Origin of the sequence: Bradyrhizobium sp. Mp27 (assembly GCF_029953005.1) — a bacterium.
Taxonomy (GTDB): Bacteria; Pseudomonadota; Alphaproteobacteria; order Rhizobiales; family Xanthobacteraceae; genus Bradyrhizobium; species Bradyrhizobium barranii.
Window position 1 is genome coordinate 1 of record NZ_JASAUS010000003.1, and the last position, 24,006, is coordinate 24,006.

The window sequence follows — 24,006 nt, forward strand, 5'->3', positions numbered from 1 at the left end:
GCGATGATATCCATGGTCACCCTTCCTTGCCTAATCGGGCTTCGCACTTTGCGGCCCAGGCGACTGTTCGGGTTCAATGGACTAACGGACGGGGCACCTCTCTCACCCACGGCCTGCAACGACCTGGGGGTTTGCGGGCTCCCGTCCGTCACCGCAACGTCTACAATAGCTGACCTGCGGCGCTTCGACTTACAAGGGGTATCTCTCCGCGCGTCATTCTCTTTCGCGTACGTGGAGAAAGACCCCTCATCCGGCGCTTCGCGCCACCTACTCCCACAAGGGGAGAAGGAAGAAAGCGCGGCCTACTCCGACATCGGCTTGTCGGAGATGTCCCAGTCCTTGCCGCTGAAGGTGGAGATGAAGAGCGTCTTCATCGGCGTGTAGTCCTCCGGCGTGTAGCTGTAGGTGACGCCGTCGAGGAAATAGGGCGAGTGGAAGCCTGCGAGCGTGGACGCCTGCTTCAGCACGTTGGCGCGGGTGAGATCGTCGCCGCAGCGGCGCAGGATCTCGCCCATGGTCACGGCCTGGCCGTAACCGGCATAGGCGATGGTGTTGTCTTGATCGATCGCCGGCGTGTATTTCTTGCGCAGCTCCTCGAACGCCATCACGTCGGGGTCCTTCTCCCATTTGGGCAGGCCGACTTCCTTGTTGTAGCGGATGGCGACGATGCCGGTGGCGTTCTCCAGCCCCGCGGCATTGAGGATCGAGCGTCCGGTCGAGCCGGCCGACAACAATTGCAGCGGCTTCCAGCCGAGCTCGGCCACTTTGCGGATCGACTGCGACGACGCCTTGCCGGTGGAAATGTTGTAGAAGACGTCGGCACCCGACTTCGAGAGGTTGATGAGCTGGGAATCGACGGTCGGATCGGTGAGATCATAGGTCTGCTCCATGATCACCTGCGCGGTGCCGCCGGCATCGGCCAGCACCTTCTTGAACGGACCGAGGAAGTCGCGGCCGAAATCGTCGTTCTGGTAGAGAATACCGACCTTGGCATTCGGCTTCACGCTGACGACGTGCCGCGCCAGGATGCGCGCTTCGGTCGGATAGAGCGGCAGGCCCGCCATCGTCCATTTGAACTCTTTCGGATTGTTCCACTTGGACGCGCCGGTGTTGAGCAGGAGCTGCGGCACGCCCTTGGAATTAAGATACTTGTGTACGGCAGTCTGCGGCGCGGTGCCGAGCGAGCCGTAGAGCGCCAGCACTTCCTCCTGCTCGACCAGCCGCCGTGTCGCCTCGACGCATTTCGGCGCGCTGTAGGCGTCGTCCATGGTGAGGAACTTGACCTTGCGGCCGTTGATGCCGCCCTTCTCGTTCAGCATCTGGAAATAGGCCTCGCCGATGCGCCCCAACACGCCGTACAGCGAGCCGGGGCCGGAATGCGGCACGGTCTGGCCGATCTTGATCTCGGTGTCGCTGGCGCCCGCATCGTATTTCTTCTCCGCGGCCCAGACATACGGCGCAGGCAAGGTCGATGCAGCGATGGTGGCGAGCGCGCCGGCGTTGAAATCGCGCCGCGTTGGATTCTTGGTCATTATTTGTTTCTCCCTAGTGCGCGCATTGTGCTGGCAACGCAGCACGGCTCGCAAGTAGGAAGACGCCGCTTTGCGACGCAATGACGCTTAAATCGCGAGGTGTTTAGCGCCTAAACTCAAGTTTTCTCGGCAACGACGACGAGGCCGCGCACCGGCTCGTTGTTCTCGATGCGCGGCGAGGCCGGCTCTAGCGTCAGCAGCTTGAGACCGGCCTTCGCCATCGCGCCACGCACATATTCCGCCGAATGGGCATAACGCAGGCCTTCGCCGAGCACGATGCCGCTGCCGTCATGCGTCTCCAGCGTGAAAGCGAGCACGCCGCCGGATACAAGCACGCGCTGCGCTTCCGTGAGTACCGGCGCGAGATCGGAGAGATAGACGAACGCATCCGCGGCGACGACGAGGTTCGCGCTCGCATCGCCCTTGGTGCGCAGGCCTTCTATCATGTCGGCGACCTCGAGCTCCGCATAGAGCTCGGTGGCGCGCGCCTCCTTGATCATGCCGAGCGACAGATCGATGCCGATGAAATGATCGACCTGCTTGGCGAACGCAGCGGCCGCAAGCCCGGTGCCGCAGCCGAGATCGATGGTACGCTTGAAGAAGGCCGGCTTCTTCGCGGCGACGCGCGCGGCCAGCACCGCCTTGAAGATCAGCGACGGCGCGCGGTAGCCGAGGTCGTTGATCAGCGCATGCTCGAAGCGCGGCGCGTACTGGTCGAACAGCGCCTGCACATAGGCCTTTGGCATCTCCGCCATCTGCGCGTCGCCAAGCCGCATCAGATGCAGGCCGGCGCCGTGCTGGTCCTCGGGGTCGCAGTCGCATGCCTTCCGGAACGCCGCAATCGCCTTGTCGCGCTCGCCGAGCTGCTGGCGGATCTCGCCAAGCGTGAACCAGGCCGAGGTGAAGTCAGGCGCGAGCTCGATCGCCTGCTCGATGAGGTAGGCGGCGGCGGACAGATCGCCCTTGAGCTGGAGGTCGCACGCGAACTCGAAACGGCGGTCGGCCATGAGATCGCCGGAGGAATGGAACAGGCGCAGGGGCATAGGAACTCGGCTCGTCATCGCCGGGCTCGACCCGGCAATCCATCAAAAAGGGAACTGTTTAAAAGGATGGAGGCGCGGGTCCCGCCTCCGCCAATTGGCTTCGGCGGGCTTTTACACCGCCGGGCCGGCGAAGCCTAGCGGAGACGGCAAGCCCGCGAAGACGGGTTCATTTGGGGTGGCCGCTCCCTATATGACGCACATGCGTCCGCAAGACATCCTGCTGCCAACTGCTGACGGCCTGTGCTGCAAGCCCGGCAACTTCCACATCGACCCTGTCCGCCCGGTCGAGCGGGCCGTGATCACCCACGGCCATTCCGACCATGCCCGCGCCGGCCATGGCGCGGTGCTGGCGACGCAGGAAACGCTGGACATGATGCGGCTGCGCTATGGCGAGAACTTCGCCGGCTCGACGCAGGTTATCAGCTATGGCGAGGAAATCCGGCTCGGCGACGTCAAGGTCAAGTTTCACCCGGCTGGCCATGTGCTGGGCTCGGCGCAGATCGCCGTCACCTGCAAGGATACCTGCATCGTCGCCTCCGGCGACTACAAGGATGCGCCTGACCCGACCTGCACGCCGTTCGAGCTCGTCCCCTGCGACGTCTTCATCACTGAAGCCACCTTTGGCCTGCCGGTGTTTCGCCATGGCGATGCCGCCGACGAGGTGAGGAAACTGCTGGCCTCCGTTGCGTTGTTTCCCGAACGGGCGCATCTGGTCGGCGCCTATTCGCTCGGCAAGGCGCAGCGCGTGATCGCGCTGCTGCGGCAGGCCGGCTATGACGCGCCGATCTACCTGCACGGCGCGATGGAGAAGATCGCCGAGTATTATCAGAGCCGCGGGATCAATCTCGGCGAGCTCAAGCCGGTGATGGGCGTGAAGAAGGCGGCGCTCGCCGGCACCATCACGCTGGCGCCGCCGTCGGCCACCTCGGACCTCTGGACGCGGCGCTTTCCCGACCCCGTCACCGCCTTTGCCTCGGGGTGGATGCGGGTGCGTGCCCGCGCACGGCAGCGTGGCATCGAGCTGCCGCTGGTGATCTCCGACCATGCCGATTGGGACGGCCTCACCGCGACCATCGCGGCGACCGGCGCCGGCGAGATCTGGGTGACGCACGGCCAGGAAGACGCGCTGGTGCATTGGTGCAAGTCGCAAGGTCTTCGCGCGCAGCCGCTCGATCTCGTCGGCTACGGCGACGAGGAGGAGAGCGAGACGCCGCTTCAAGATGAGGCCGAAGCATGAACCGCTTCGCCGAACTGCTGGACCGCCTCGCCTACGAGCCCGGCCGCAACAACAAGCTGCGGCTGATCACCGGCTATTTCCGCGAAGTCGGCGATCCCGACCGCGGCTACGCCCTGGCCGCGCTGACCGGCGCGCTGAGCTTCAAGCATGCCAAGCCCGCGCTGATCCGCGATTTGATCGCGGCGCGCACGGATGAGGTGCTGTTCGGGTTGTCCTACGATTACGTTGGCGATCTCTCGGAGACGGTGGCACTGATGTGGCCGAAAGCGGCCATGGCAGCCCACAACAACCCACCTCCCCCAACCCTCACGGACGTCGTCACCACGCTGCGCACGCTCGGCAAGACCGAGCTGCCAAAGCAGCTCGAGCGCTGGCTCGACGAGCTCGATGAGACCGGCCGCTGGGCGCTCTTGAAGCTCGTCACCGGTGCGCTGCGCATCGGCATTTCCGCGCGCCTCGCCAAGACTGCAGCCGCTGCCCTCGGCGACAAGGACCCGCATGAGGTCGAGCTGATCTGGCCGGGGCTCAGCCCTCCCTATCTCGACCTGTTCGCCTGGCTCGAAGGCCGCGGCGAAAAGCCGGTCAATCGCGATCCCGCGCCGTTCCGCCCGGTGATGCTCGCGCACGCGATCGAGGACACGGATTTCGCCACACTCGATCCCGCCGACTACATCGCCGAATGGAAATGGGACGGCATCCGCGTGCAGGCGGTGGCTGGCCGCGATGAGCGCGGGCAGATCACGGCGCGGCTCTATTCGCGCACCGGCGAGGACATCACGGGGAGCTTTCCGGATCTCGTGCCGTCGCTGCGGCTCGCAGGCGCAATCGACGGCGAGCTTCTGATTCTGCGCGAAGGCCGCGTGCAGAGTTTCAATGTTCTGCAACAGCGCCTCAACCGCAAGGTCGTTTCGCCGAAGCTGATCAAGGAGTTTCCGATCCATTTGCGCGCCTACGATTTGCTCGGCGACGACAGGAACGATCTGCGCGAGCTGCCCTTCGCTGAGCGGCGCGAACGGTTGGAGACGTTCGTCGGCAAGCTCGACGATCCCCGCATCGACCTGTCGCCCACCGTGCCCTTCGCAAGCTGGCAGGCGCTGACCGCGGCGCGCGCCGATCCCGCGAGTGCCGGCGCGGGCGAAGATGCCGACGCCGTCGAGGGCGTCATGCTGAAGCGGCGCGATGCGCCTTACCTGCCGGGGCGCCCAAAAGGGCAGTGGTGGAAGTGGAAGCGCGATCCGCACATCATCGATGCCGTGCTGATGTATGCGCAGCGCGGCCACGGCAAGCGCTCGTCCTACTACTCCGACTACACCTTTGGCGTCTGGACCGAGGGCGAAGCCGGCGACGAGCTGGTGCCGGTCGGAAAAGCCTATTTCGGCTTCACCGACGAGGAGCTCTTGCAGATCGACCGCTTCGTCCGCCGGAACACCACCGAGAAATTCGGCCCCGTGCGCCACGTCGTGCACGAGCGCGACAAGGGGTTGGTGCTGGAGGTGGCGTTCGAGGGGCTGCAGCGTTCCCCGCGGCACAAATCCGGCGTCGCCATGCGCTTTCCCCGCATCAGCCGGCTGCGCTGGGACAAGCCGCCGCGCGAGGCCGACCGGCTGGAAACGCTGGAAAAGATGCTGAAGGCTGACGAATCCCTACCAACAATTAAGGTTGCGGCGTCCGCCGACAGCCATTGACGAGGGAATGCGGGTTCCCCATGTGCCCCGCCGTGACCTATAATGGGGTCGAATCCCCGCGAGGAGTTTGAGATGGTCCAAGACGTCAGAGATTTGCCGGCCGGCCGCAGCGATGGGCTGAACCGCTTTCTCGGCGGCTCGCCACTGGCGGTCGCGTTTCGCCTGGTCCTGCTCTCGATCCTGGTCGGCGTCGTGCTCGCCGCGATCGGCTTCGATCCCTGGAACATCATCTACAGCATCCGCCTGCTATTCCAGCGTCTGTGGGATCTCGGCTTCGACGCGGTGAACTGGCTGTGGCGCTACTTCCTGCTCGGCGCCGTCATCGTGATCCCGATTTGGCTGCTGTCGCGCGTGTTCGGCGCGCCGCGCAACAGGTAAGGATTTGGGAGCCCGCAGCCGATGCAATTGCGCTTTATCGGCTGCGGCGACGCGTTCGGCTCGGGCGGCAGGCTCAACACCTGCTTCCACGTCTCGGGGCGCGCGGCCAACTTCCTGATCGATTGCGGCGCGTCGGCTCTGCCGGCGTTGAAGCGACTCGAGATCGACCGTGATGAGATCGACCTGATCCTGATCACGCATTTCCACGGCGACCATTTTGCCGGGCTGCCGTTTGTCCTGCTCGATGCGCAATTCTCGCGGCGGGCCCGGCCGCTGACGATCGCGGGCCCGCAAGGCCTCGAGACGCGGCTCGGCCAGGTGATGGAGGCGCTGTTCGAGCACTCCTCGAAGACCAGGCAGCGCTTCGAGCTGAACCTCATCGAACTCGCGCCCGGGCGAAGCCAAAGCTTCGGCGCGGTGAATGTGACGCCCTACCCGGTGGTGCACGGCGAATCCGGCGGGCCGTTCTTGGCCTACCGCGTCGAGGTTGAAGGCCGCACGCTCGCCTACAGCGCCGACACCGAATGGACGGAGGCGCTCATTCCGCTGGCGCATGGCGCGGACCTTTTCATTGCGGAAGCCTATATGTACGAGAAGGTGGTCAAGAACCATCTCAGCCTGAAGACCTTGGAACAGCACCTCCCCGCCATCGGCGCCAAGCGGCTTGTCCTCACCCATATGAGCGACGACGTGCTGTCGCGCCTGGACGACGTCCCGCATCTCGCCGCCGAAGACGGCATGGTGCTCGTGTTCTGACATGCACGCGCCCGTTCACTTAGGGATAGGCTCCCGCCAGGTGTTCGCCATCGCCGGTCCCGCGATGGTCGCGAACCTCACCACGCCGCTGATCGGCGTGGTCTCGACCACCGCGATCGGGCGACTCGACGATGCCGCGCTGCTTGGCGGCGTCGCGATGGCCTCCGTCATCTTCGACTGCCTGTTCTGGCTGTTCGGCTTCCTGCGCATGAGCACACTCGCCTTCACGGCGCAGGCGATGGGCGCGGGCGAAACGCGCGAGCAGACCGTGATCCTGGTGCGCGGCTTCATTGTCGCGGGCCTGATCGGCGCCGCACTGATCGTGCTGCAATTGCCGCTGGCCGCCGCACTGTTCGACCTGATGGGCGGCAGCGAAGGCGTCACGCGCGCGGCAAAGACCTATTTCATGATCCGGATCTGGTCGTCGCCGTTCGCCTTCGCCAACTACGTCATTCTCGGCTGGCTGGTGGGACAGGCGCGCGCCAATCCGGCGCTGCTGCTGCAGGTCGTCATCAACCTCATCAACATGGCGGCGACGATCTTGCTGGTGCTGGTCTACGACACCGGCATCGCGGGCGCGGCGATCGCCGCACTGCTCTCGGAGACGATTGGCTTCGTGCTCGGCGTGATCGTCTGCCGGCGCTATGCCAATGGCGGCTTTGCGGTGCCCGTTGCTACGCTGTTGGACCGGGCAAAGCTGATGCGGCTACTGGCGGTGAACTCCGACATCATGATCCGCACCGCGGCGCTGATCGCCGTGTTCCTGTTCTTCACCGCCAAGGGCGCGCGCGCCGGCGACGTCACGCTGGCGGCGAATTCCGTGCTGAACAATTTCCTGCTGGTCAGCGCCTCGATGGTCTTGCGAACGCGGCCCAGCAGCTCTGCGGGCGCACTTTTGGCGCACGCGATGCAAAAGGCTTTGCGGACTCGACCCGGCTGGTGCTGCTGTGGGGCCTCGGCTTCGCGCTGGTCGTCGCGGTGCTGTTCGCGCTGTTCGGGCCGAACCTGATCAAAGTCATGACAGCGAGCGAGGATGTCCGCCGCGCCGCGCGCGAATTCCTGCCGTTCATCGTGCTTGCGCCGATCCCCGGCGTGTTCGCGTTCGGCTTCGACGGCATCTATGTCGGCGCGACCTGGGCGCGCGAGATGCGCAATCTGATGCTGTTATCGTTCACGATCTCTATCGGCGCCTGGTGGGCGCTGCAATCGTTCGGCAATGCCGGGCTGTGGAGCGCGCTGATCGCGTTCTACGTCGCCCGCGGCGGATTGCAGGGCGCAAGGTATCCTGCGTTGTATCGGGCGACGTTTCCGAAATCGTAGATTCGTAGCCCGGATGGAGCGCAGCGAAATCCGGGGTCTTCGTGCTCGCGGAAAGATTCCCGGATTGCGCTGCGCTCCATCCGGGCTACTGGACGGTGGTTACATCCCCGGCCAGTCTTCCGCCGTCAGCGTCGCCGCATCGGCACCGACGATCTCCGACAGCGAATCCCGCCCTGTCCGCAGCAGCGTCGAGGTGAGATCACGCTTGATCTCGTCGACCAGGCCGAGGCCCTTGTAGACCAGCGACGAATAGAGCTGGATCAGGCTCGCGCCGGCGCGGATCTTGGTCAGCGCGGCGCCGCCGGAGTCGACACCGCCGACGCCGATCAAGGGGAACGCGCCCTCGACGCGCACATAGGTCTCCGCGACCATGCGCGTCGACAGGCGGAACAGCGGCCGGCCGGACAGGCCACCCTGCTCCTTGGCGCGCATCTCCTCGCGCAGCGTGCTCGGCCGCGCGATCGTCGTGTTCGACACGATCATGCCGTCGACCCGGCGCGAGCGCGCGACCTGGACGACATCGTCGAGCTGGGCGAGGCTGAGGTCCGGCGCGATCTTGAGCAGCACCGGCGTGTCGCCGGCCTTCTGCCGTACCCGCTCCCGCGCGTCGATCACGCGTCCGAGGAGATCGTCGAGCAACGCGCCTTCCTGCAAATTGCGCAGGCCCGGCGTGTTCGGCGAGGAGACGTTGACCGTGAAATAGCTCGCGACCGGCGCAAAGGTCTCGATCAGCTTGACGTAATCGCCGACGCGATCCGGCGAATCCTTGTTGGCGCCGACATTGACCCCGACGATGCCGCCATTCTGTGCGCGCGCGGCGAGCCGGCGCAGCGCGACTTCAGCGCCGTCATTGTTGAAGCCCATGCGGTTGATCACGGCCTCGTCGCGCTCGAGGCGAAACAGCCGCGGCCGCGGATTGCCGCTTTGCGGCTTCGGCGTCACCGAACCGATCTCGACGAAGCCGAAGCCGAGCCGCAACAGCGCATCCGGGACCTCGGCGCTCTTGTCGAAGCCCGCGGCCATGCCGATCGGATTGGGGAAGTTGAGCCCGAAGGCACGCACCGCGAGCTTGGGATCGTCAGGCCGCGGCTTGACCGGCGGCAGGAAGCGCAGGCCCTGGATCGCGAGGCGATGCGCATCCTCCGGATCGAGCCAACGCAGCACCGGCAGCGAAAAGGCGTCGAAGGCGCGGATCACGGGTTAAGCTCCGGAACGTCGTGGCCGCCATCGGAGCGCATGTTGAGATTCATCACCGACAGCACAGCGCCGAGATCGAGCTCGCCATAGAGGTGCGGAAACAGCTCCTCATTGCGCGAGCGCTCCCAGCGCAATGCGCTGCCGAGCGCGTCGCCGTCGACCTCGACCAGGAACAGCGCGCGCTGTCCGAAATAGTGCTTGCGCAAGGTCTCGGGAACCTGGGGCGCGGTCGAGAAATGGATGAAACCGTCGCGCGAATCGTCCGCGCTGCCCTGGTAGACACCCTGCCGTTCCGCCTCGCGCCAGGCCGAGGCCGGACAGATTTTGTAGATCTTGACCACCGCTCACGCAGCCCTGTTTGCTCTTTGAGTCTTTTGGGTTTTTTCGTCTCGTGCGGGTTCTCAAAACCCGGGCGCGACCGTAATGGCCGCCCCCTCCGAACTCAAGGCTTAGAGCCATTCCCGCTCCGATGAAATCGGAACGGGGCTTCAAATTCATGTTTTGACGCGTTTTCTTGACACGAACCGGTATCCGCTTCGCTTGAAAATGCTTCCCCCGCCACCCCTTGCGCGAAAAACGGAAAACCGGTTGATTTGAGGATAGTTTTCCTGAGTTGCGACGGGCTGGACCTTCCATGGTCAGACAGGCCAAAGCGCAGAGGATACTGACTCACGACCAGATCTGGGGAGCGCTGGATCGGCTGGCGGAGCGTGCCGGCCTGTCGCCGTCCGGCCTCGCCAAGCGGGCCGGGCTCGATCCCACCACCTTCAACAAGTCCAAGCGCGTCACCCCCGACGGGCGTGAGCGCTGGCCATCCACCGAATCGATCGCGAAAGCGCTGGCGGCGGCCGGCTCCTCGATGGACACCTTTGCCGGGTTGATCGGTGACAACGCCAGCGACGGCTGCTCGGTGCCGCTGCTCGGCCTCGCGCTGGCCGGCGCGAGCGGCGCTTTCGACGAGTCCGGCTTTCCATCCGGCAAGGGCTGGACCGAGCTTGCGCTTCCCACCGCCGAGGACAGTCGCGCTTTTGCGCTGGAGATTTCCGGCGATGCGCTTGCCCCGGCCTATCGCGACGGCGACGTCATCCTGATCTCTCCCCGCGCGCCGATCCGCAGAGGCGATCGCGTGGTGGTGAAGACCAAGACGGGCGAGGTGACGGTCGCGACGCTGAAGCGCCGCACGGCAAAGGCACTGGAATTGCAGCCCCTCGATGCATCGCAGGCCGAGCACACGTTGGCGCCGAGCGACGTCGGCTGGATCGCGCGAATCGTGTGGGCGAGCCAGTGATTGCGTCGTCGGCCACCGACGTCGCCGCGTTCGCAAAGCTCTATCCGATGAACGCGCGCCCGGTGCAGAAGGACAACCGGCGCTTCGTGCTGCGCTCGATCTGAGGCGCGAGACCCGTCGAGACCCGTAGCCTGGATGGAGCGCAGCGCAATCCGGGACTACTGGGGCTGCTCGTAAAGACCCCGGATTTCGCTTCGCTCCATCCGGGCTACGCGCCCCTCACGCGCTTCGCGCCAGCGCGCCGTCGATCATGTTCACCGCGTTCTTCACGCCGTAGACCGCAACGAAGGAGCCGAAGCGCGGGCCCTTCTCCTGGCCGAGCAGCACCTGGTAGAGCATGTTGAACCAGTCGAGCGTCACGCCTGGACGGCCGTCCTTGCCCTTCTTGACCTGGTCGAGGAACGGCTCGCGGCGGCCGATCTCGTAGACAACGTTCTGGATGTCCTCGGCCGAGGATTCCTGCGGAAGCTGCGACAGGGCATCGCGCAGATCCTGCAACGCGGCGCGCTCAACCTCGGTCGGCTCGCGGAACTGCTTCGTCGGCGCCACGAAGTCACGATAGTAGTTGATGGCATAGCCGACCATCGCATCGAGCTTCGGATGCGTCTGCGGGCTCACGCCGGGACGATAGCGACCGATGAAGCCCCAAAGCGTCTCGGCATTCTCCGCATTCGACGACGACACCAGCGTCAAGAGGAGCTGGAACGTGACGGGCATGTCGCCCTTCGGCGGATGGCCGTTGTGGATGTGCCAGACCGGATTGCCGAGCTGCTGCTTGCCATCCTGCTTCGCAAAGCCGTCGATGAACTGCTGGTAGTCGTCGACATTGCGCGGGATGACATCGAAATACAGCCGCTTGGCCGCCTTCGGCTCGCGATACATGAACAGCGACAGCGATTCCGGCGAAGCGTAGCGCAGCCATTCGTCGATGGTGAGGCCGTTGCCCTTCGACTTCGAGATCTTCTGGCCCTTCTCGTCGAGGAAAAGCTCGTAGTTGAAACCTTCGGGCGGCGTGGCGCCGAGCGCCTTGGCGATCGCGCCTGACAGCTTCACAGAGTCGATCAGATCCTTGCCGGCCATCTCGTAGTCGACACCGAGCGCGACCCAGCGCATCGCCCAGTCGGCCTTCCACTGGCACTTGACGTTGCCACCGGTGACGGGCGTCTCGACTTCCTGGTTCGTGTCCGGATCGACATAGGTCACGGTGCCCGCCGCGACGTCGCGCCGGATCATCGGAACCTGGAGCACGCCCCCCGTCGTCTTGCTGATCGGCAGGAACGGCGAATAGGTCGCGCGGCGATCGGGGCCGAGCGTCGGCAGGATGATCGCCATCACCTTGTCGTAGGCGGCGAGCATCTTCAGCAGCGTCGCGTCGAAGCGGCCGGACGTATAGTAGTCGGTCGAGCTCGCGAACTCGTAGTCGAAGCCGAAATGATCGAGGAAGGCGCGCAGACGCGCGTTGTTGTGGTGCCCGAACGACGGGTACTCGTTGGAGAACGGATCCGGCACCCGCGTCAGCGGCTTGCCGAGATGCGCGGCCAGCATCTCCTTGTTGGGGACGTTGTCGGGCACTTTCCGAAACCCGTCCATGTCGTCGGAGAAGGCGAGCAGGCGCGTCTTGATCTTGTCCTCGGTCAGCACGCGGAAGGCATGGCGCACCATCGAGGTGCGCGCGACCTCACCGAACGTGCCGATATGCGGCAGGCCGGACGGGCCGTAACCGGTCTCGAACAGCACCTCGTCCTTCGGGCTTTTCTTCAGCCGCGCGACAATGGCCTTCGCCTGCTCGAACGGCCAGGCGTTGGATTGTTCGGCGAGCGCACGCAGGTCGCTCGGGTTCGCGGCAAGATCGATGACAGACATTCAGGGGCCTCCGGGCCGCGGAAAATAGCGATTTCCGGGCAGAATGCAATTTTGTGGGGTGATCGCCGCGCTTGCTCCCTCTCCCCGTTCCTACGGGGCTGCTTCCGCGATCACGGTGAGAGTTGGACTCGCGGAGAGTCCCCCTCACCCGGAATCCAAGCTGCGCTTGAATTCCGACCTCTCCCCGCAAGCGGGGCGAGGTGAAGAGCTCAGAACGGGCTCACCGAAAAATACCGCAGCCACAGATCGGTGTAGCGGCCCTTCTCCCAGACGCGGAACAGGGCCCAGTTCAGGGCCTGGCGCAGCACGTCGTTGCCCTTGCGGACGGCGATGCCGATGCCCTCGCCGAAGAAGCGGCTCTCGACGAAGGGGCCGCCGGAGAAGGCGCAGCAATCGCCGGAATCCGTGCCGTTGATCCAGAACGCGAGCGAGATGGCGTCGCCGAAGATGAAGTCGACCTCGCCCTTGCGCAAGGCGGCGCGCATCGCGTCGTCGTTGGGATAGGGATGCAGCTCGGCGTCGGTGAACATCGCCTTGAGATACGCTTCGTGCGCGGAGCCGGTGATGACGCCGACTTTCTTGCCCTCGAGATATTCGGGCCGGATCTCCGGCATCACCGCATCCTTGCGCGAGGCGAAGCGCGCCGGCACGCGGTAATAGGGATCGGTGAAATCGACGCGGACGCGGAGCTGCGGACTCACCGCCATCGAGGCAATGATGGCATCGCCCCGGTTGGAGGAGAGCGCGTCGACCAGGGTCTCGAAACGGCGCATCTGCACCGTGCAGGTGACCTTGATCTCCTCGCACAGCGCGCGGGCGAGATCGACGTTGAAACCGGCCGGATTGCCGTCGGCGCCGGTGTAGTTGAACGGCGGATAGTCGGTCTCGGTCAGGAAGCGGATCACGGTCAGGCGCGACAGGTCGGGCCGCTCCGGCCGCCGCCGCGGGTCCCAGAAGCCGGGCACGGCCTGGGGGGCCGCTTGAGGGGCGACCTGCGGCGTGGCCTGGGGTGCCGCCGGGGGCTGCTTGGCGGGCGCCTGCGCCTTTGCGGCGGGCAGGCCTGCGAGGAGGCAAGCACCGACGACCAGCCCGGTCAGGACGCGCCGCACGGTTTTGGACGATTTTGCCTGTCGCGACGGGGCCATCGGCGGGAAATGAACGAATTTCGTTGGGATCGGAGGGCATTATAGACCATCCCGCCGGGAACGCGAGTGCCGATTGCGGGCTGGGCAAGGTCTCTCAGCCGTCATGCCCGGGCTCGTCCCGGGCATCCACGGACTTTCTCGCCCGCCCAAGAACGTGGATGGCCGGGACAAGCCCGGCCATGACGATGTGGAAGGGACTGCACCCAAACAGGGTCCTCAGAGATACCGCTTCAGATCCGCCGCGGCCTCTTCCGGCGTCCGCTTCATGTTGAACGGCGATACGAACCGCCCGTCGCGGTCCATCAGGTAGATCAGCGCGGTGTGGTCCATGGTGTAGTCGCCGTCCTTGGTCGGGACCTTCTTGGCATAGACCCGGTAGGAGGTGATCACCTTGGCGGTCTCGGCGGGGTCGCCACTGAGCCCTTCGAGGTGCGGGTCGAAGCTCGACAGATAGTCCTTCATCGTCGCCGGCGTATCGCGCTCTGGATCGACCGAGATGAAGACGGCATTGACCTTGTCGGCATCCTTGCCCATCGCGCGCAGCACCTCCGAAATCTCGAACAGCGAGGTCGGGCAAACGTCGGGGCAATGGGTGTAGCCGAAGAAGATCAATGTCGGCTTGCCCTTCAGGTTCTTGTCGGTGACGGCCTTGCCATGCTGGTCGGTGAGCTGGAACGGGCCGCCGATCGCGGCGGGCTGCGCCACCTTGCTGACCCCGCCCATCGCCCAGAACACGATCAGCAGTCCGACGACGAGGCTTGCAGCGAAGGCGGTCGCGATCACCAGCGGACGGGCGGTGGAGCTCATGAGCGGAAAACTTCCTGTCGCAGATCAGAAGCAGGCGGCAAAGCCGGTCCTGATCATTTCGAAGAACACCTGGCTGCCGTAGTGGAACCAGAGCGCCAGCGCGCCGAGCACGACCAGACCGCCGATCCCCGCGCCAGCCAACAGCAGCACGAACGGCAGCCGGTCGGCAGTGGGCGAATTGTCCTGTAGCGGTTGGGCCGGGTGCAGCGGTTGAGCCATCACAACGATCGGGGCGAAGGCCCCGGTTCCCTTGCCATTCAAAATAGGCGTTGGCCCGGGCTCGGGCAAGCGCCGCGGGTGTTCCAAGGAATACTTCCCGGAATCAGATCGCGCCGATGACGTCAGCGAAGCAGCTGGCCCCGAGCGGACTCCAGCTCTTCCGCTTGCGGGAGAGCCCGGCGCAGGGGTCGGTTGGTCGAGGCCTGCGCGTCGAGGTAGCAGGGCTTGTACATGGCCTGGAGCTGCTTGCCCCTCAGGAACAGCATGTGCGGGGTGAGGCCGCCGCGCTGGTTGATCCAGCGCTTCACCTGCGAGGGATACATCGCATAGAGCATCTGGGTCGCTTCGGGATTGGTGACGGCGCGGCCGTTGGTGCCGAAATCCCAGGCGGCGTGGAAGCCGAGGGTCGCGTGCGAGGTCACACAGATGCGGTCGCGCGGAATGGCGCCGAGGACGATGGTGCAGGCCGAGGCACAGAGGCCGTCGATGATGACGGTGTCGCCTGACTGGCGCAGGTCCTGGTATCTGTCGACGTAGGTTCCGATCCGGCCACCGCGGTCATCCGCAATCCGAACCACTGCGTGAGAAGCCCCCATGCCCGCGATCAGGAGAACCGCCGCGAGCAACCCCGTCAGAAACTTCATTGTCCCCCGCCCCAGTCGAATTCGAATCTGCGTGTCAGGTGGTGATGTGTTGCTAGCGTCCGTCGTAACCGTGGTTTTGTCTAGGCACGCCGGCTGGCTCAAAACAAATTCAAATCCAGTGTTGCGCCCGCGCTGCACCAGGCCCGACTCGGTCCCAAACCGGAACAAGTTAACGATGCCTTATGCGCCACACCCTTGATCTCAGCTGCGACCGCTGGCTTCAATCCCGGGTAACTACAGGGGGGAACCTATGGCTGAAGAGACAGACGTCATCGTCGTCGGTGCGGGACTATCGGGACTGGTGGCCGCAACCGAGATTGCCGACGCCGGCAAGCGCGTGATCGTGGTCGACCAGGAGGGTGAGCAGTCGCTCGGCGGCCAGGCATTCTGGTCGTTCGGCGGCCTGTTCCTGGTCAACTCTCCCGAGCAGCGCCGGCTCGGCATCAAGGACTCCTTCGACCTCGCCATGCAGGACTGGCTCGGCACCGCCGGCTTTGACCGCGACGAGGATTTCTGGCCGCGCCAGTGGGCCGAGGCCTATGTGGCGTTTGCGGCGGGCGAGAAACGCGACTGGCTGCGCGCGATGGGGCATCGCATCTTCCCGGTGGTCGGCTGGGCCGAGCGCGGCGGCTATGACGCGATGGGCCACGGCAATTCGGTGCCGCGCTTCCACGTCACCTGGGGAACCGGCCCCGGCATCGTCGAGCCGTTCGAGCGCCGCGCGCGCGAGGCCATGAAGAGCGGCCGGCTGACCTTCAGGTTCCGCCATCGCGTCGACGCGCTCTCCATCACCAACGGCACGGTGGACGGCATCAGCGGCGCCGTGCTCGCCCCTGACAATGTCGAGCGTGGCAAGAGCTCGTCGCGCAACGTGGTCGGCGAGTTCGCGCTGGAGGCGCCGGCCGTGATCGTGGCGTCCGGCGGCATCGGCGGCAATCACGAGCTGGTGCGGCAGAACTGGCCGAAGCGGCTTGGCGAGCCGCCGAAGTTCATGATCTCCGGCGTGCCCGAGCATGTCGACGGCCGCATGATCGGCATCACCGAGAAATCGGGCGCGCGGCTGATCAACCGCGACCGCATGTGGCATTATGTCGAAGGCATCCAGAACTGGAATCCGATCTGGCCGCGCCACGGCATCCGCATCCTGCCCGGCCCGTCCTCGATGTGGTTCGACGCAACAGGCACGCGGCTGCCGGCGCCGCTGTTTCCCGGCTCCGACACGCTCGGCCAGCTCCAGTACATCATGTCCACCGGCTATGATTATTCCTGGTTCATCCTGACCCAGAGCATCATCAAGAAGGAATTTGCGCTGTCGGGCTCGGAGCAGAATCCTGATCTGACCGGCAAGAGCTGGCGGATGACCCTGCGCCGCGCCACCAACAAAGGCGCGCCGGCGCCGGTGGAGGCATTCAAAAGCCATGGTGTCGACTTCATCGTACGCGACAAGATCGAGGATCTCGTCGCGGCCATGAACAAGCTCGCCGGCAGCGACCTCCTCAAGCTCGAGCACGTCAGGATGCAGATCGAGGCGCGCGACCGCGAGATCGCCAATCCCTACGTCAAGGATGCGCAGGTGATGAACATCCACAATGCGCGGCGCTATATCGGCGACAAGCTGATCCGCACCGCCTCTCCGCACCGCATCCTCGATCCCGCGCAGGGACCGCTGATCGCGGTCAAGCTCAACATCCTCACCCGCAAGACGCTCGGCGGCTTCGAGACCGATCTCGACTCGCGCGTGTTCGGCAGCGAGGGCAGCGTCATTCCCGGCCTCTATGCGGTCGGCGAAGCCGCCGGCTTCGGCGGCGGCGGCGTGCACGGCTATCGCTCGCTGGAAGGCACCTTCCTCGGCGGCTGCCTGTTCTCGGGCCGCAATGCCGGCCGCGCCGCGGCGAAGGCCGTGGGCTAGATCATGCGGAAGTGGACGCAGATCGGGGTGCTTCTTGCGGCATCGGCCGCAGCTTCTGCTGCATCCGCCGAGACAATCGACGTCAACGGCGGGAAGCGATCCTACACCGCGCAACTGCCGGCAAAGCGGCTGGTGCCGCTCGTGGTCGTGTTGCACGGCAAGACCCAGCGCGGCGCCGACATGGTCGCGCGAACGGCGTGGCCGCAGGTCGCGAAGCGCGAAGGTTTTGCCGTGGTCTTTCCCGATGGCCTCAACCATGCCTGGGCCGATGCGCGGACGAAGGCGGGACCGGCGCTGCGTGGCCCGCCCGAGGGCACCGACGACGTCGCCTTCATCGCAAAGCTGGTCGAGACGCTGGTGACGAACGGCACGGCAGACCCGAAGCGTGTCTATGTCGCCGGCATCTCCAATGGCGGCGCCATGGCGATGACGCTGGTTTGCGCGCGCGCCGATCTGTTTGCGGCGGGCGCGAGCGTGATCATGAATCTCACGGATGAGGCCGCAGTCACCTGCCATCCATCGCGGCCGTTGCCGATGCTGCTCATCAACGGCACGGCCGATCCGCTGGTCCCCTACGAGGGCGGACGCGGATCGAGCTATTATGCCGCAGACGGGTTCTGGTCCACCGAAGAGACGCTGGCCTTCTGGCGCAAGCTCAATGGCTGCGAGACCGACGACGCCGAGGTGACCGATTTGCCCGAGAAGGCACCCGCGGATCAGTCTACGGTCACACGGATCTCCTCACGCTGTCCCAAAGGGCACGACGTCGTGCTCTATCGCATCAACCATGGCGGCCACCGCATGCCCGGCTTCGCTCCGGATGCCCGCTTCCCGAAGGTTGCAACCAGCCTGCTCGGGCCGCAGAACCGCGACATCGACGGCGCCGAGACGATCTGGTCGTTTTTCAGTCAGTTTCCGTGAACGACGCTTGCGTCAGCGGGCAACGCAAGCGTGCCTGGCAACGCATGCGTGCCCGGCAACGCATGCGTGCCCGGGGTGGCATACAGTAGAGCGCTGGGTTAGACAGGGCCGCCATTCCCACCAGGAGATCCCCCAATGAGCATCCAGCGTTTCGAAACCGGCCCTCGCATGAGCCAGGTCGTCGTGCACGGCAACACCGTCTATCTCGCCGGCGTCGTCGCCAACAAGGCCGCCGGTGAAAGCGTCACGAAGCAGACCCAGGACATCCTGGCGACCATCGACAGCCATCTCGCCAAGGCCGGCACCGACAAGTCGAAGCTGCTCTCGGCCACGATCTACATCACCGACATGAAGACCTTTGCCGAGATGAACGCGGTGTGGGACGCCTGGGTCTCGCCCGGCAACACCCCGGCTCGCGCCACCGTCGAAGCCAAGCTCGCGGCGGCTCAGTACACCGTCGAGATCATGGTCACCGCGGCGAAGTAAATTCGCGCTGACATTGTTGCGAACGTCCGAAGCGCGATGAGAGCATCATCGCGCTTCTTTTCTGCGCACGCATGACCTCCGAGGTAATCGATCTGCGCGTGCGAACCTTCGATAGTCGAGACAGCCGAACACGGCGCAATCGAAGGAGAGCACCATGACCGACCCCGTCACCATCGCCCGCCGCTACATCGAGCTCTGGAACGAACGCGCCGCAGGCCGCCGTCGCGAACTGCTCAGCGAAAACTGGACGGCGGATGCGAGCTATGTCGATCCCCTGATGAAGGGCGACGGCCGGGACGGCATCGACGCGCTGATCGCGGGCGTGCAGCAGCGTTTCCCCGACTTCAAGTTCACGCTGATCGGCGAGCCCAACGGCTACGGCGAGCATGTCCGCTTTTCGTGGGGCCTCGGTCCCGACGGTGTCGACAGCCCGATCAAGGGGACGGATTTCGCCGTACTGAAGGACGGGCGCATCAGGAGCATCACGGGATTTCTGGACCAGGTGCCCGCGGGCGCGTGACGTCTCTTACCCGTTGCTGTGCCCTCTCCCCTTGCGGGAGAGGGCATCTCCGCTCGTAGACGCAGGCTCACTGGGGTGAGGGGTATCTCTCCACGCGAGAATCTTGAGAGTTGAGTTCGCTGAGGCATACCTCTCATCCGGCGCCATAGCCGAAGCTTCGCTTCGGCGTTCCTAAGAACGGCGGCCGAAGGCCGTCTATGCCACCTTCTCCCACAAGGGGAGAAGGAAGAAAGCAGCGCGCATCGACTGCAATCAAGCCAACCGATACGCAGCCTTCGCGTTCACCCCGAACGCTTTTTCCCGCACCTGCGGCCCAAGCTTCGTCAGGCACGCGTCCAGCGCCCCCTTGATCTCGCCGTAACTCCCAGCAAGCAGACACACCGGCCAGTCCGAGCCGAAGATCAGGCGATCCTCGCCAAAACATGTTGCGGCATGTTCGACGAACGGAAACAGCCGCTCGGCGTGCCAGTCACTCCACACCGCTTCCGTCGCGAGGCCCGAAATCTTGCACCAGACATTACTACAGGCCGCGAGAGCCGCGATGCGATCGGCCCATTCGGCGCTTCCGCCATCGGCGATCGGCGGTTTTGCGGCGTGGTCGAGCACGAAACGCCCTTGCGGAAAGGCCTGCGCGGTTGCAATCGCGGCGGGCAATTCGCGGGTGCGGACGAGGAAATCGTAGGCGAGATTGCGGGCGAATGTTGCGGTGAGGCCGCGTTGAACGTCCTCGCGCAGCAACCAGTCCGGATCGGCCTCGTCATGCACCTGGTGACGAATGCCGACCAGCCTGTCGCCGCCGGGCGAAGCCCGCAGGCGGTCGAGCGTATCGCCAAGCGCACCGTCCGTCAGATCGGCCCAGCCGACAACGCCAATCACCGAGGGCGCCGCATGCGCGACCCGCAAGAATTCCTCGGTCTCCTCCAGCGCGGAGCGGCACTGAACCAATATGCTCGCGTCGATGCCATTTGCTTTCAACAGCGGCGCGAGATCGGCGGGGCCGAAGGCACGGCGGATCGAGGCCAATTCCGGCGCGTCCATCCAGGGATAGTCGGCGCGCGACGGATCCCAGAAATGCTGATGACCGTCGATGATCATGCCCTCACGCTCCGCCCGGCAACGGCGCGCGTGCGTCGACGAGCTTGCGCGCACGCAGCTCCTGCCAGAAGGCTTGTGGCACCGCCTTCTCCGACATCGCGATGTTGTCGGACACTTCCGCGGCGTTGCGCGCGCCCAGCACGGCAATTGTGACCGCCGGATGGGCCATGCAGAACTGGAGCGCGGCGGCCTTCAGCTCGGTCCCGTGCTTGCGGCAGAGCTCGTCGAGCTCGAGCGCACGCGCGATCAGCGCCGCGTCGGCGTCCTGATAGTTGAACTTCGCGCCAGGATGCGGATTGGCCAGAATGCCGCTGTTGTAGATGCCGCCGAGCAGGATGCCGATGTTCTTCTCGCGGCAGACCGGAAGCAGCGCATCCAGCGCGCCCTGGTCGAGCAGCGTGTAGCGGCCCGCGAGCAGGAAGCAGTCAACCGGAACGGCCTGGGCAAAACGGACCAACATTTCCGACTGGTTCATGCCGGCACCGATCGCCTTGACCGTGCCGTCGGCGCGCAGGCGCTGGAGCGCGCGGAAGGCGCCGGCCACGGCGTCGTCATAGTGATCGTCGGGATCATGCACGAGCAGGACATCGATACGGTCGAGCCCAAGGCGCGTCAGGCTCTCCTCCACCGAACGCATCACGCCGTCATGGGAGAAGTCGAACACCGGCCGCTCGCGCGACGTGCCCTTGTAGTGCGCGTCCTCGGCGGCCGCGCCATCCGGCGCGCGCAGCAGACGACCGACCTTGGTCGAGATGACGTAGGAGTCGCGCGGCTGCTGCCGCAGGAAAGCGCCGATCCGCCGTTCGGCGAGGCCAAAGCCGTAGAGCGGCGCGGTATCGTAGAAGCGGATGCCGGCCGACCAGGCGCGCTCGATCGTGGCGAGCGCATCGGTATCGCTGACGGCGGTGAACAATCCGCCGAGCGGGGCCGAACCTAGACCGATTGAGGTGACGTCGAGGGAGCCGAGCCGCGATCGTTTCATTCCCATTGCCTTCCAAAAGTCTGCCTCTTAACCGTCCAAATCATCTCTCCCGCTTACGGAAACCGCAAGCGGGAGAGGATCGCAGGAGCACGGGGCTGGCGGCGCTCCTACTTCAACATCTGCGCAACGTTGTCTTTGGTCACGAGATCGAGGCCGGTATAGACGATCTCGGGCACCTTCTCGCCCTTCTTGATGGCGAGCAGCGTATCCATCGCCTTCTCGCCCATCTCGAACGGACGCTGGCCGACCAGCGCATTGGCGTAACCGTCGCGCAGCAGTTCGAGCTGCATCTTCAGCGTATCGGCGACAACCAGCGTGAACTTGCCGGAGTCGATGTCCTTCTTGTTCCTGGAGGCGAAGGCCTTGAAGCCTTCGGGGGCGAACATCGGCCAGCCGCCGATGGGAACGATCGAGGCGAGGTCGGGCGTGGCGGTGCGCATGTCCGTCATCTGCTGGACCGCCAGCGCCGGATCGTCGTTGCAGAAGGTCGGCGAGCCCGCGACCTCGGTCCATTTCGAGCCCTTCAGCGCCTCGCGGACGCCGTCGACGCGTTCGGCGAGATTCTTGGCGCCCGGACCGCCCGAGACCATCGCGTATTTGCCGCCATCGGGCCGCAGCTTCAAGAGCTCCTTGCCGAGCGCGACGCCGAACTCCTTGTTGTTGGTGCCGATATAGGCGATCCGCTTGGAACCAGGCGCATCGGCATCGAAGGTGATGACGGGGATGCCGGCCGCGGTCGCCGCCTCGATCGACTTGGTCATGGCCGCAACGTCGGCGACCGAGATGGCGAGGCCGTCGACCTTCTGGGTGACGAAGTCCTGGATGATCTGCGCCTGCGTCGCCGGCTCATGCTCCACCGGCCCCTTGTAGATGCACTCGATGTTACCGAGCTCCTTGGCACGCTTCAGGCAGCCGTCGCGCGCGAAGTCGAAGAACGGATTGTTCATCGCCTTGGGCACGATCACGAAACGGTAGTTCGCGGCAAGCGCCGGCGTCGCCATCATCGCGACGGCGATGCCGGCAAGAAGAAGTTTCCTCATTGTTTCCTCCACCCTTCTCTGGCGCCCATCCTCTTAGGATCGTCCGGGGAGCGGACAGGCGACATTTTCGTTGCCCTCCCGGAACGACGTCATTTCAGATTATCCGCGAGCGGATGCGGTCGACCAGCACGGCCAGGATGATGATCACGCCGACCAGCGTCTGCTGCCAGTAGGAGCTGACCTGTGCCAGCACGAGGCCGTTGCGGATCACTTCCAGCAGCACGCAGCCGACGATGGCCCCCAACGGACCGCCGATGCCGCCGGCGAGGTTGGCACCGCCGATGACGGCCGCCGCGATCACGTTGAGCTCGTAGGACGTCGCCATGTTGGCGGGCGCGGATCCGAGCCAGCCGGAGATGATGACGCCCTGGAGCCCTGCAGCAAGCGCGCAGATTACATAGACCTCGATCTTCACCCGCACGACCGGTATGCCCGTGAGTTCGGCGGCCTTCTCGTTGCCTCCGAGCGCGAACACGTGGCGGCCGAACGAGCTGTGGTGCAGGACCACGGCCATCGCCAGCGCGAGGATCACGAGGTAGATGAAGGGCACCGGCACGCCGAGCACGTCGCCCGAGGTGAGCGCGTAGAAGTAATCAGCGTCCGGCCCGCCAGGAAAACTGCCGCGGCCGTTGGAGACGACATAGCCGAGCCCACGCACGATCGAGAGCATGCCGAGCGTCGTGACGAAGGGCGACAGGCCGAGCACGGCGATACAGAAACCGTTGACGAGGCCCGCGATCAGCGCGACGCCGAGCCCCGCGAGGATCGAGATCAGCAGGATCAGACCCGGCACGTTGGCCAGCACGGTCTTGCCGTCAGCGGCCATATGCACGAACAGCGAGCCTGCGGGCGAGCCGGGCGCCGACAGCTCGGTCATGACCATCGAGGTGATCATGGCGGAGAAGCACATCATCGAGCCGACCGACAGATCGATACCGCCGGTGATGATCACGAAGGTGACGCCGAGGGTGGCGATGGCGATGAAGGAGAAATTCTTCGCCACGTTCTGCATGTTGCCTTCGGTGAAGAAATAGGGGCTGGCGAAATGCATCACCACCAGCAGCATCGCCAGCGCGAGCAGGACATAGCCGGTCTGGGAGGCGAAGATGCCGCGCTGCCACCATCTGATCCGGCCGACATTGGTGAAGCTGATCGGAGATTCCAAGGGCATGGCCATCACGCCGCCTCCTTCGCGCCGGTGATCAGGGCGGTGACTTCCTCGGGCGACGTCTGGTGGATCGGCTTGTCGGCCCGCTTTTCGCCGCGGCGCATGACGATCACGCGGTCGCACACCGAGAACACGTCGGGCATGCGGTGCGAGATCAGCATGACGGCGACGCCCTGCTCCTTCAGCCGGTGGATCAGGCCGAGCACCTGCTCGACCTGGCGCACCGAGATCGCGGCGGTCGGCTCGTCCATCATGACCAGCCGCGCGTTGGAGAGGCGCGTCCGCGCGATCGCAACCGCCTGGCGCTGGCCGCCAGACATCTGCTTGACGAGATCGTCGGGGCGCGTCTCCGAGCGCAATTCGCCGAACAGCTCCAGCGCACGCGCCGCCATCGCCTTGTGGTCGAGCAATGCGAGCGGACCGAACCTGCGCTTCAGCTCGCGGCCGAGGAAGACGTTGGCAGCAGCCGTCAGATTGTCGGCAAGCGCGAGGTCCTGGTAGACGACCTCGATGCCGACGCCGCGGGCATCGACGGGCCGGTTGAAATGGACCGCGTTGCCGGCAAAACGGATCTCGCCATGGCTGGGACGGAAATTGCCGGCGATGATCTTGACCAGCGTGGATTTGCCCGCGCCGTTGTCGCCCATCAGGCCTACGACCTCGCCAGGCTGGACCTGCAGGTCGACGCCGTGTAGCGCGCGGATTGCGCCGAACTCCTTGCCGATGCCGGTCAGCTCGAGGACCGGTGTCGCTTCAGCCTTTGTCATCAGC

23 protein-coding genes and 2 pseudogenes are annotated in these 24,006 nt (G+C 65.1%); 11 read left to right on the forward strand and 14 right to left on the reverse strand.

Features of this window, described 5'->3' with window-relative positions; all coding sequences use genetic code 11:
• Positions 1–302: 302 nt before the first annotated feature.
• Both QJT78_RS02945 and QJT78_RS02950 read right to left on the reverse strand, forming a co-directional pair.
• Positions 303–1,532, reverse strand: coding sequence for an ABC transporter substrate-binding protein (locus QJT78_RS02945; protein WP_028154127.1), 1,230 nt, complete (start codon positions 1,530–1,532; stop codon positions 303–305).
• A 116-nt stretch (positions 1,533–1,648) separates the two neighbouring features.
• Complete coding sequence (locus tag QJT78_RS02950; protein ID WP_038942159.1) at positions 1,649–2,575, reverse strand: methyltransferase domain-containing protein; 927 nt, start codon at positions 2,573–2,575, stop codon at positions 1,649–1,651.
• Positions 2,576–2,774: 199 nt separating this feature from the next.
• On the opposite strand from QJT78_RS02950, the gene QJT78_RS02955 reads away from it, so the two are divergent.
• From QJT78_RS02955 to QJT78_RS02975, 5 genes and pseudogenes are all read left to right on the forward strand, one after another.
• The gene (locus QJT78_RS02955; protein WP_049807430.1) at positions 2,775–3,812 is read left to right on the forward strand and encodes a ligase-associated DNA damage response exonuclease; all 1,038 of its coding nucleotides are present in this window, start codon (positions 2,775–2,777) and stop codon (positions 3,810–3,812) included.
• The gene (locus QJT78_RS02960; RefSeq protein WP_038942157.1) at positions 3,809–5,497 is read left to right on the forward strand and encodes a cisplatin damage response ATP-dependent DNA ligase; all 1,689 of its coding nucleotides are present in this window, start codon (positions 3,809–3,811) and stop codon (positions 5,495–5,497) included. The genes QJT78_RS02955 and QJT78_RS02960 overlap by 4 nt, the downstream gene beginning before the upstream one ends.
• Positions 5,498–5,569: 72 nt before the next feature.
• Positions 5,570–5,875: a DUF6460 domain-containing protein gene (locus QJT78_RS02965; protein ID WP_014491345.1), complete on the forward strand. Its 306-nt coding sequence runs from the start codon at positions 5,570–5,572 to the stop codon at positions 5,873–5,875.
• Positions 5,876–5,896: 21 nt separating this feature from the next.
• Complete coding sequence (locus QJT78_RS02970) at positions 5,897–6,631, forward strand: MBL fold metallo-hydrolase (protein ID WP_028154131.1); 735 nt, start codon at positions 5,897–5,899, stop codon at positions 6,629–6,631.
• Position 6,632: 1 nt separating this feature from the next.
• Positions 6,633–7,951 (forward strand): annotated as a pseudogene (locus QJT78_RS02975) (MATE family efflux transporter).
• Between the two features lie 99 nt (positions 7,952–8,050).
• Here the strand turns inward: QJT78_RS02975 and QJT78_RS02980 are convergent.
• On the reverse strand, positions 8,051–9,148 hold the full coding sequence (locus tag QJT78_RS02980) for a quinone-dependent dihydroorotate dehydrogenase (RefSeq protein WP_028147990.1): 1,098 nt from the start codon (positions 9,146–9,148) through the stop codon (positions 8,051–8,053).
• On the reverse strand, positions 9,145–9,489 hold the full coding sequence (locus tag QJT78_RS02985; RefSeq protein ID WP_038952352.1) for a DUF952 domain-containing protein: 345 nt from the start codon (positions 9,487–9,489) through the stop codon (positions 9,145–9,147). The genes QJT78_RS02980 and QJT78_RS02985 overlap by 4 nt, the downstream gene beginning before the upstream one ends.
• A 293-nt stretch (positions 9,490–9,782) precedes the next feature.
• On the opposite strand from QJT78_RS02985, the gene QJT78_RS02990 reads away from it, so the two are divergent.
• Both QJT78_RS02990 and QJT78_RS02995 read left to right on the forward strand, forming a co-directional pair.
• Positions 9,783–10,436, forward strand: a complete 654-nt coding sequence (locus tag QJT78_RS02990; protein ID WP_028147992.1) for a helix-turn-helix transcriptional regulator — start codon at positions 9,783–9,785, stop codon at positions 10,434–10,436.
• 8 nt (positions 10,437–10,444) lie between these two features.
• Positions 10,445–10,540, forward strand: a pseudogene (locus QJT78_RS02995) (carbonate dehydratase); the annotation flags it as partial.
• Positions 10,541–10,655: 115 nt separating this feature from the next.
• Here QJT78_RS02995 and QJT78_RS03000 read toward each other — a convergent pair.
• From QJT78_RS03000 to QJT78_RS03020, 5 genes are all read right to left on the reverse strand, one after another.
• Entirely contained in the window at positions 10,656–12,299 is a 1,644-nt protein-coding gene (locus tag QJT78_RS03000) for a lysine--tRNA ligase (protein WP_028147993.1), read from the reverse strand.
• 209 nt (positions 12,300–12,508) lie between these two features.
• On the reverse strand, positions 12,509–13,444 hold the full coding sequence (locus QJT78_RS03005; protein ID WP_028147994.1) for a transporter substrate-binding domain-containing protein: 936 nt from the start codon (positions 13,442–13,444) through the stop codon (positions 12,509–12,511).
• A gap of 216 nt (positions 13,445–13,660) precedes the next feature.
• A complete protein-coding gene (locus tag QJT78_RS03010; protein WP_014491337.1) occupies positions 13,661–14,251 on the reverse strand; it encodes an SCO family protein in 591 nt (196 codons plus the stop codon).
• A 24-nt stretch (positions 14,252–14,275) separates the two neighbouring features.
• Positions 14,276–14,470 (reverse strand): hypothetical protein, encoded by a 195-nt coding sequence (locus QJT78_RS03015; RefSeq protein WP_028147995.1) that lies wholly within the window; start codon positions 14,468–14,470, stop codon positions 14,276–14,278.
• A gap of 122 nt (positions 14,471–14,592) precedes the next feature.
• On the reverse strand, positions 14,593–15,114 hold the full coding sequence (locus tag QJT78_RS03020; protein WP_014491335.1) for a hypothetical protein: 522 nt from the start codon (positions 15,112–15,114) through the stop codon (positions 14,593–14,595).
• Positions 15,115–15,364: 250 nt separating this feature from the next.
• On the opposite strand from QJT78_RS03020, the gene QJT78_RS03025 reads away from it, so the two are divergent.
• The 4 genes from QJT78_RS03025 to QJT78_RS03040 all read left to right on the forward strand — a co-directional run bounded on the left by QJT78_RS03025 (position 15,365) and on the right by QJT78_RS03040 (position 18,950).
• Positions 15,365–17,023 carry an FAD-binding dehydrogenase gene (locus tag QJT78_RS03025; RefSeq protein WP_038952350.1) on the forward strand — a complete coding sequence of 553 codons (1,659 nt, stop codon included), beginning with the start codon at positions 15,365–15,367 and terminating at the stop codon, positions 17,021–17,023.
• A gap of 3 nt (positions 17,024–17,026) precedes the next feature.
• The gene (locus tag QJT78_RS03030) at positions 17,027–17,944 is read left to right on the forward strand and encodes a PHB depolymerase family esterase (RefSeq protein WP_028147996.1); all 918 of its coding nucleotides are present in this window, start codon (positions 17,027–17,029) and stop codon (positions 17,942–17,944) included.
• Positions 17,945–18,079: 135 nt separating this feature from the next.
• Positions 18,080–18,430: a RidA family protein gene (locus QJT78_RS03035; RefSeq protein ID WP_014491332.1), complete on the forward strand. Its 351-nt coding sequence runs from the start codon at positions 18,080–18,082 to the stop codon at positions 18,428–18,430.
• 154 nt (positions 18,431–18,584) lie between these two features.
• Complete coding sequence (locus QJT78_RS03040; RefSeq protein WP_028147997.1) at positions 18,585–18,950, forward strand: nuclear transport factor 2 family protein; 366 nt, start codon at positions 18,585–18,587, stop codon at positions 18,948–18,950.
• Positions 18,951–19,202: 252 nt separating this feature from the next.
• Here the strand turns inward: QJT78_RS03040 and QJT78_RS03045 are convergent, their stop codons facing one another.
• From QJT78_RS03045 to QJT78_RS03065, 5 genes are all read right to left on the reverse strand, one after another.
• Positions 19,203–20,045, reverse strand: coding sequence for an amidohydrolase family protein (locus QJT78_RS03045; RefSeq protein WP_028147998.1), 843 nt, complete (start codon positions 20,043–20,045; stop codon positions 19,203–19,205).
• 4 nt (positions 20,046–20,049) lie between these two features.
• The gene (locus tag QJT78_RS03050; RefSeq protein ID WP_028147999.1) at positions 20,050–21,027 is read right to left on the reverse strand and encodes an aldo/keto reductase; all 978 of its coding nucleotides are present in this window, start codon (positions 21,025–21,027) and stop codon (positions 20,050–20,052) included.
• Between the two features lie 107 nt (positions 21,028–21,134).
• A complete protein-coding gene (locus QJT78_RS03055) occupies positions 21,135–22,067 on the reverse strand; it encodes a sugar-binding protein (protein WP_028148000.1) in 933 nt (310 codons plus the stop codon).
• Positions 22,068–22,161: 94 nt separating this feature from the next.
• Entirely contained in the window at positions 22,162–23,244 is a 1,083-nt protein-coding gene (locus tag QJT78_RS03060) for an ABC transporter permease (protein ID WP_028148001.1), read from the reverse strand.
• Positions 23,244–24,002: an ATP-binding cassette domain-containing protein gene (locus QJT78_RS03065; protein ID WP_028148002.1), complete on the reverse strand. Its 759-nt coding sequence runs from the start codon at positions 24,000–24,002 to the stop codon at positions 23,244–23,246. Before QJT78_RS03065 ends, QJT78_RS03060 begins: the two co-directional genes overlap by 1 nt.
• Positions 24,003–24,006 lie beyond the last annotated feature (4 nt).

Coding starts and splice junctions, on each gene's coding strand:
- QJT78_RS02945 (WP_028154127.1), bottom strand. CDS start 1,532: ATGACCAAGAATCCAACGCGGCGCGATTTCAACGCCGGCGCGCTCGCC.
- QJT78_RS02950 (WP_038942159.1), bottom strand. CDS start 2,575: ATGCCCCTGCGCCTGTTCCATTCCTCCGGCGATCTCATGGCCGACCGC.
- QJT78_RS02955 (WP_049807430.1), top strand. CDS start 2,775: ATGCGTCCGCAAGACATCCTGCTGCCAACTGCTGACGGCCTGTGCTGC.
- QJT78_RS02960 (WP_038942157.1), top strand. CDS start 3,809: ATGAACCGCTTCGCCGAACTGCTGGACCGCCTCGCCTACGAGCCCGGC.
- QJT78_RS02965 (WP_014491345.1), top strand. CDS start 5,570: ATGGTCCAAGACGTCAGAGATTTGCCGGCCGGCCGCAGCGATGGGCTG.
- QJT78_RS02970 (WP_028154131.1), top strand. CDS start 5,897: ATGCAATTGCGCTTTATCGGCTGCGGCGACGCGTTCGGCTCGGGCGGC.
- QJT78_RS02990 (WP_028147992.1), top strand. CDS start 9,783: ATGGTCAGACAGGCCAAAGCGCAGAGGATACTGACTCACGACCAGATC.
- QJT78_RS03000 (WP_028147993.1), bottom strand. CDS start 12,299: ATGTCTGTCATCGATCTTGCCGCGAACCCGAGCGACCTGCGTGCGCTC.
- QJT78_RS03005 (WP_028147994.1), bottom strand. CDS start 13,444: ATGGCCCCGTCGCGACAGGCAAAATCGTCCAAAACCGTGCGGCGCGTC.
- QJT78_RS03010 (WP_014491337.1), bottom strand. CDS start 14,251: ATGAGCTCCACCGCCCGTCCGCTGGTGATCGCGACCGCCTTCGCTGCA.
- QJT78_RS03015 (WP_028147995.1), bottom strand. CDS start 14,470: ATGGCTCAACCGCTGCACCCGGCCCAACCGCTACAGGACAATTCGCCC.
- QJT78_RS03020 (WP_014491335.1), bottom strand. CDS start 15,114: ATGAAGTTTCTGACGGGGTTGCTCGCGGCGGTTCTCCTGATCGCGGGC.
- QJT78_RS03025 (WP_038952350.1), top strand. CDS start 15,365: ATGGCTGAAGAGACAGACGTCATCGTCGTCGGTGCGGGACTATCGGGA.
- QJT78_RS03030 (WP_028147996.1), top strand. CDS start 17,027: ATGCGGAAGTGGACGCAGATCGGGGTGCTTCTTGCGGCATCGGCCGCA.
- QJT78_RS03035 (WP_014491332.1), top strand. CDS start 18,080: ATGAGCATCCAGCGTTTCGAAACCGGCCCTCGCATGAGCCAGGTCGTC.
- QJT78_RS03040 (WP_028147997.1), top strand. CDS start 18,585: ATGACCGACCCCGTCACCATCGCCCGCCGCTACATCGAGCTCTGGAAC.
- QJT78_RS03045 (WP_028147998.1), bottom strand. CDS start 20,045: ATGATCATCGACGGTCATCAGCATTTCTGGGATCCGTCGCGCGCCGAC.
- QJT78_RS03050 (WP_028147999.1), bottom strand. CDS start 21,027: ATGAAACGATCGCGGCTCGGCTCCCTCGACGTCACCTCAATCGGTCTA.
- QJT78_RS03055 (WP_028148000.1), bottom strand. CDS start 22,067: ATGAGGAAACTTCTTCTTGCCGGCATCGCCGTCGCGATGATGGCGACG.
- QJT78_RS03060 (WP_028148001.1), bottom strand. CDS start 23,244: ATGGCCATGCCCTTGGAATCTCCGATCAGCTTCACCAATGTCGGCCGG.
- QJT78_RS03065 (WP_028148002.1), bottom strand. CDS start 24,002: ATGACAAAGGCTGAAGCGACACCGGTCCTCGAGCTGACCGGCATCGGC.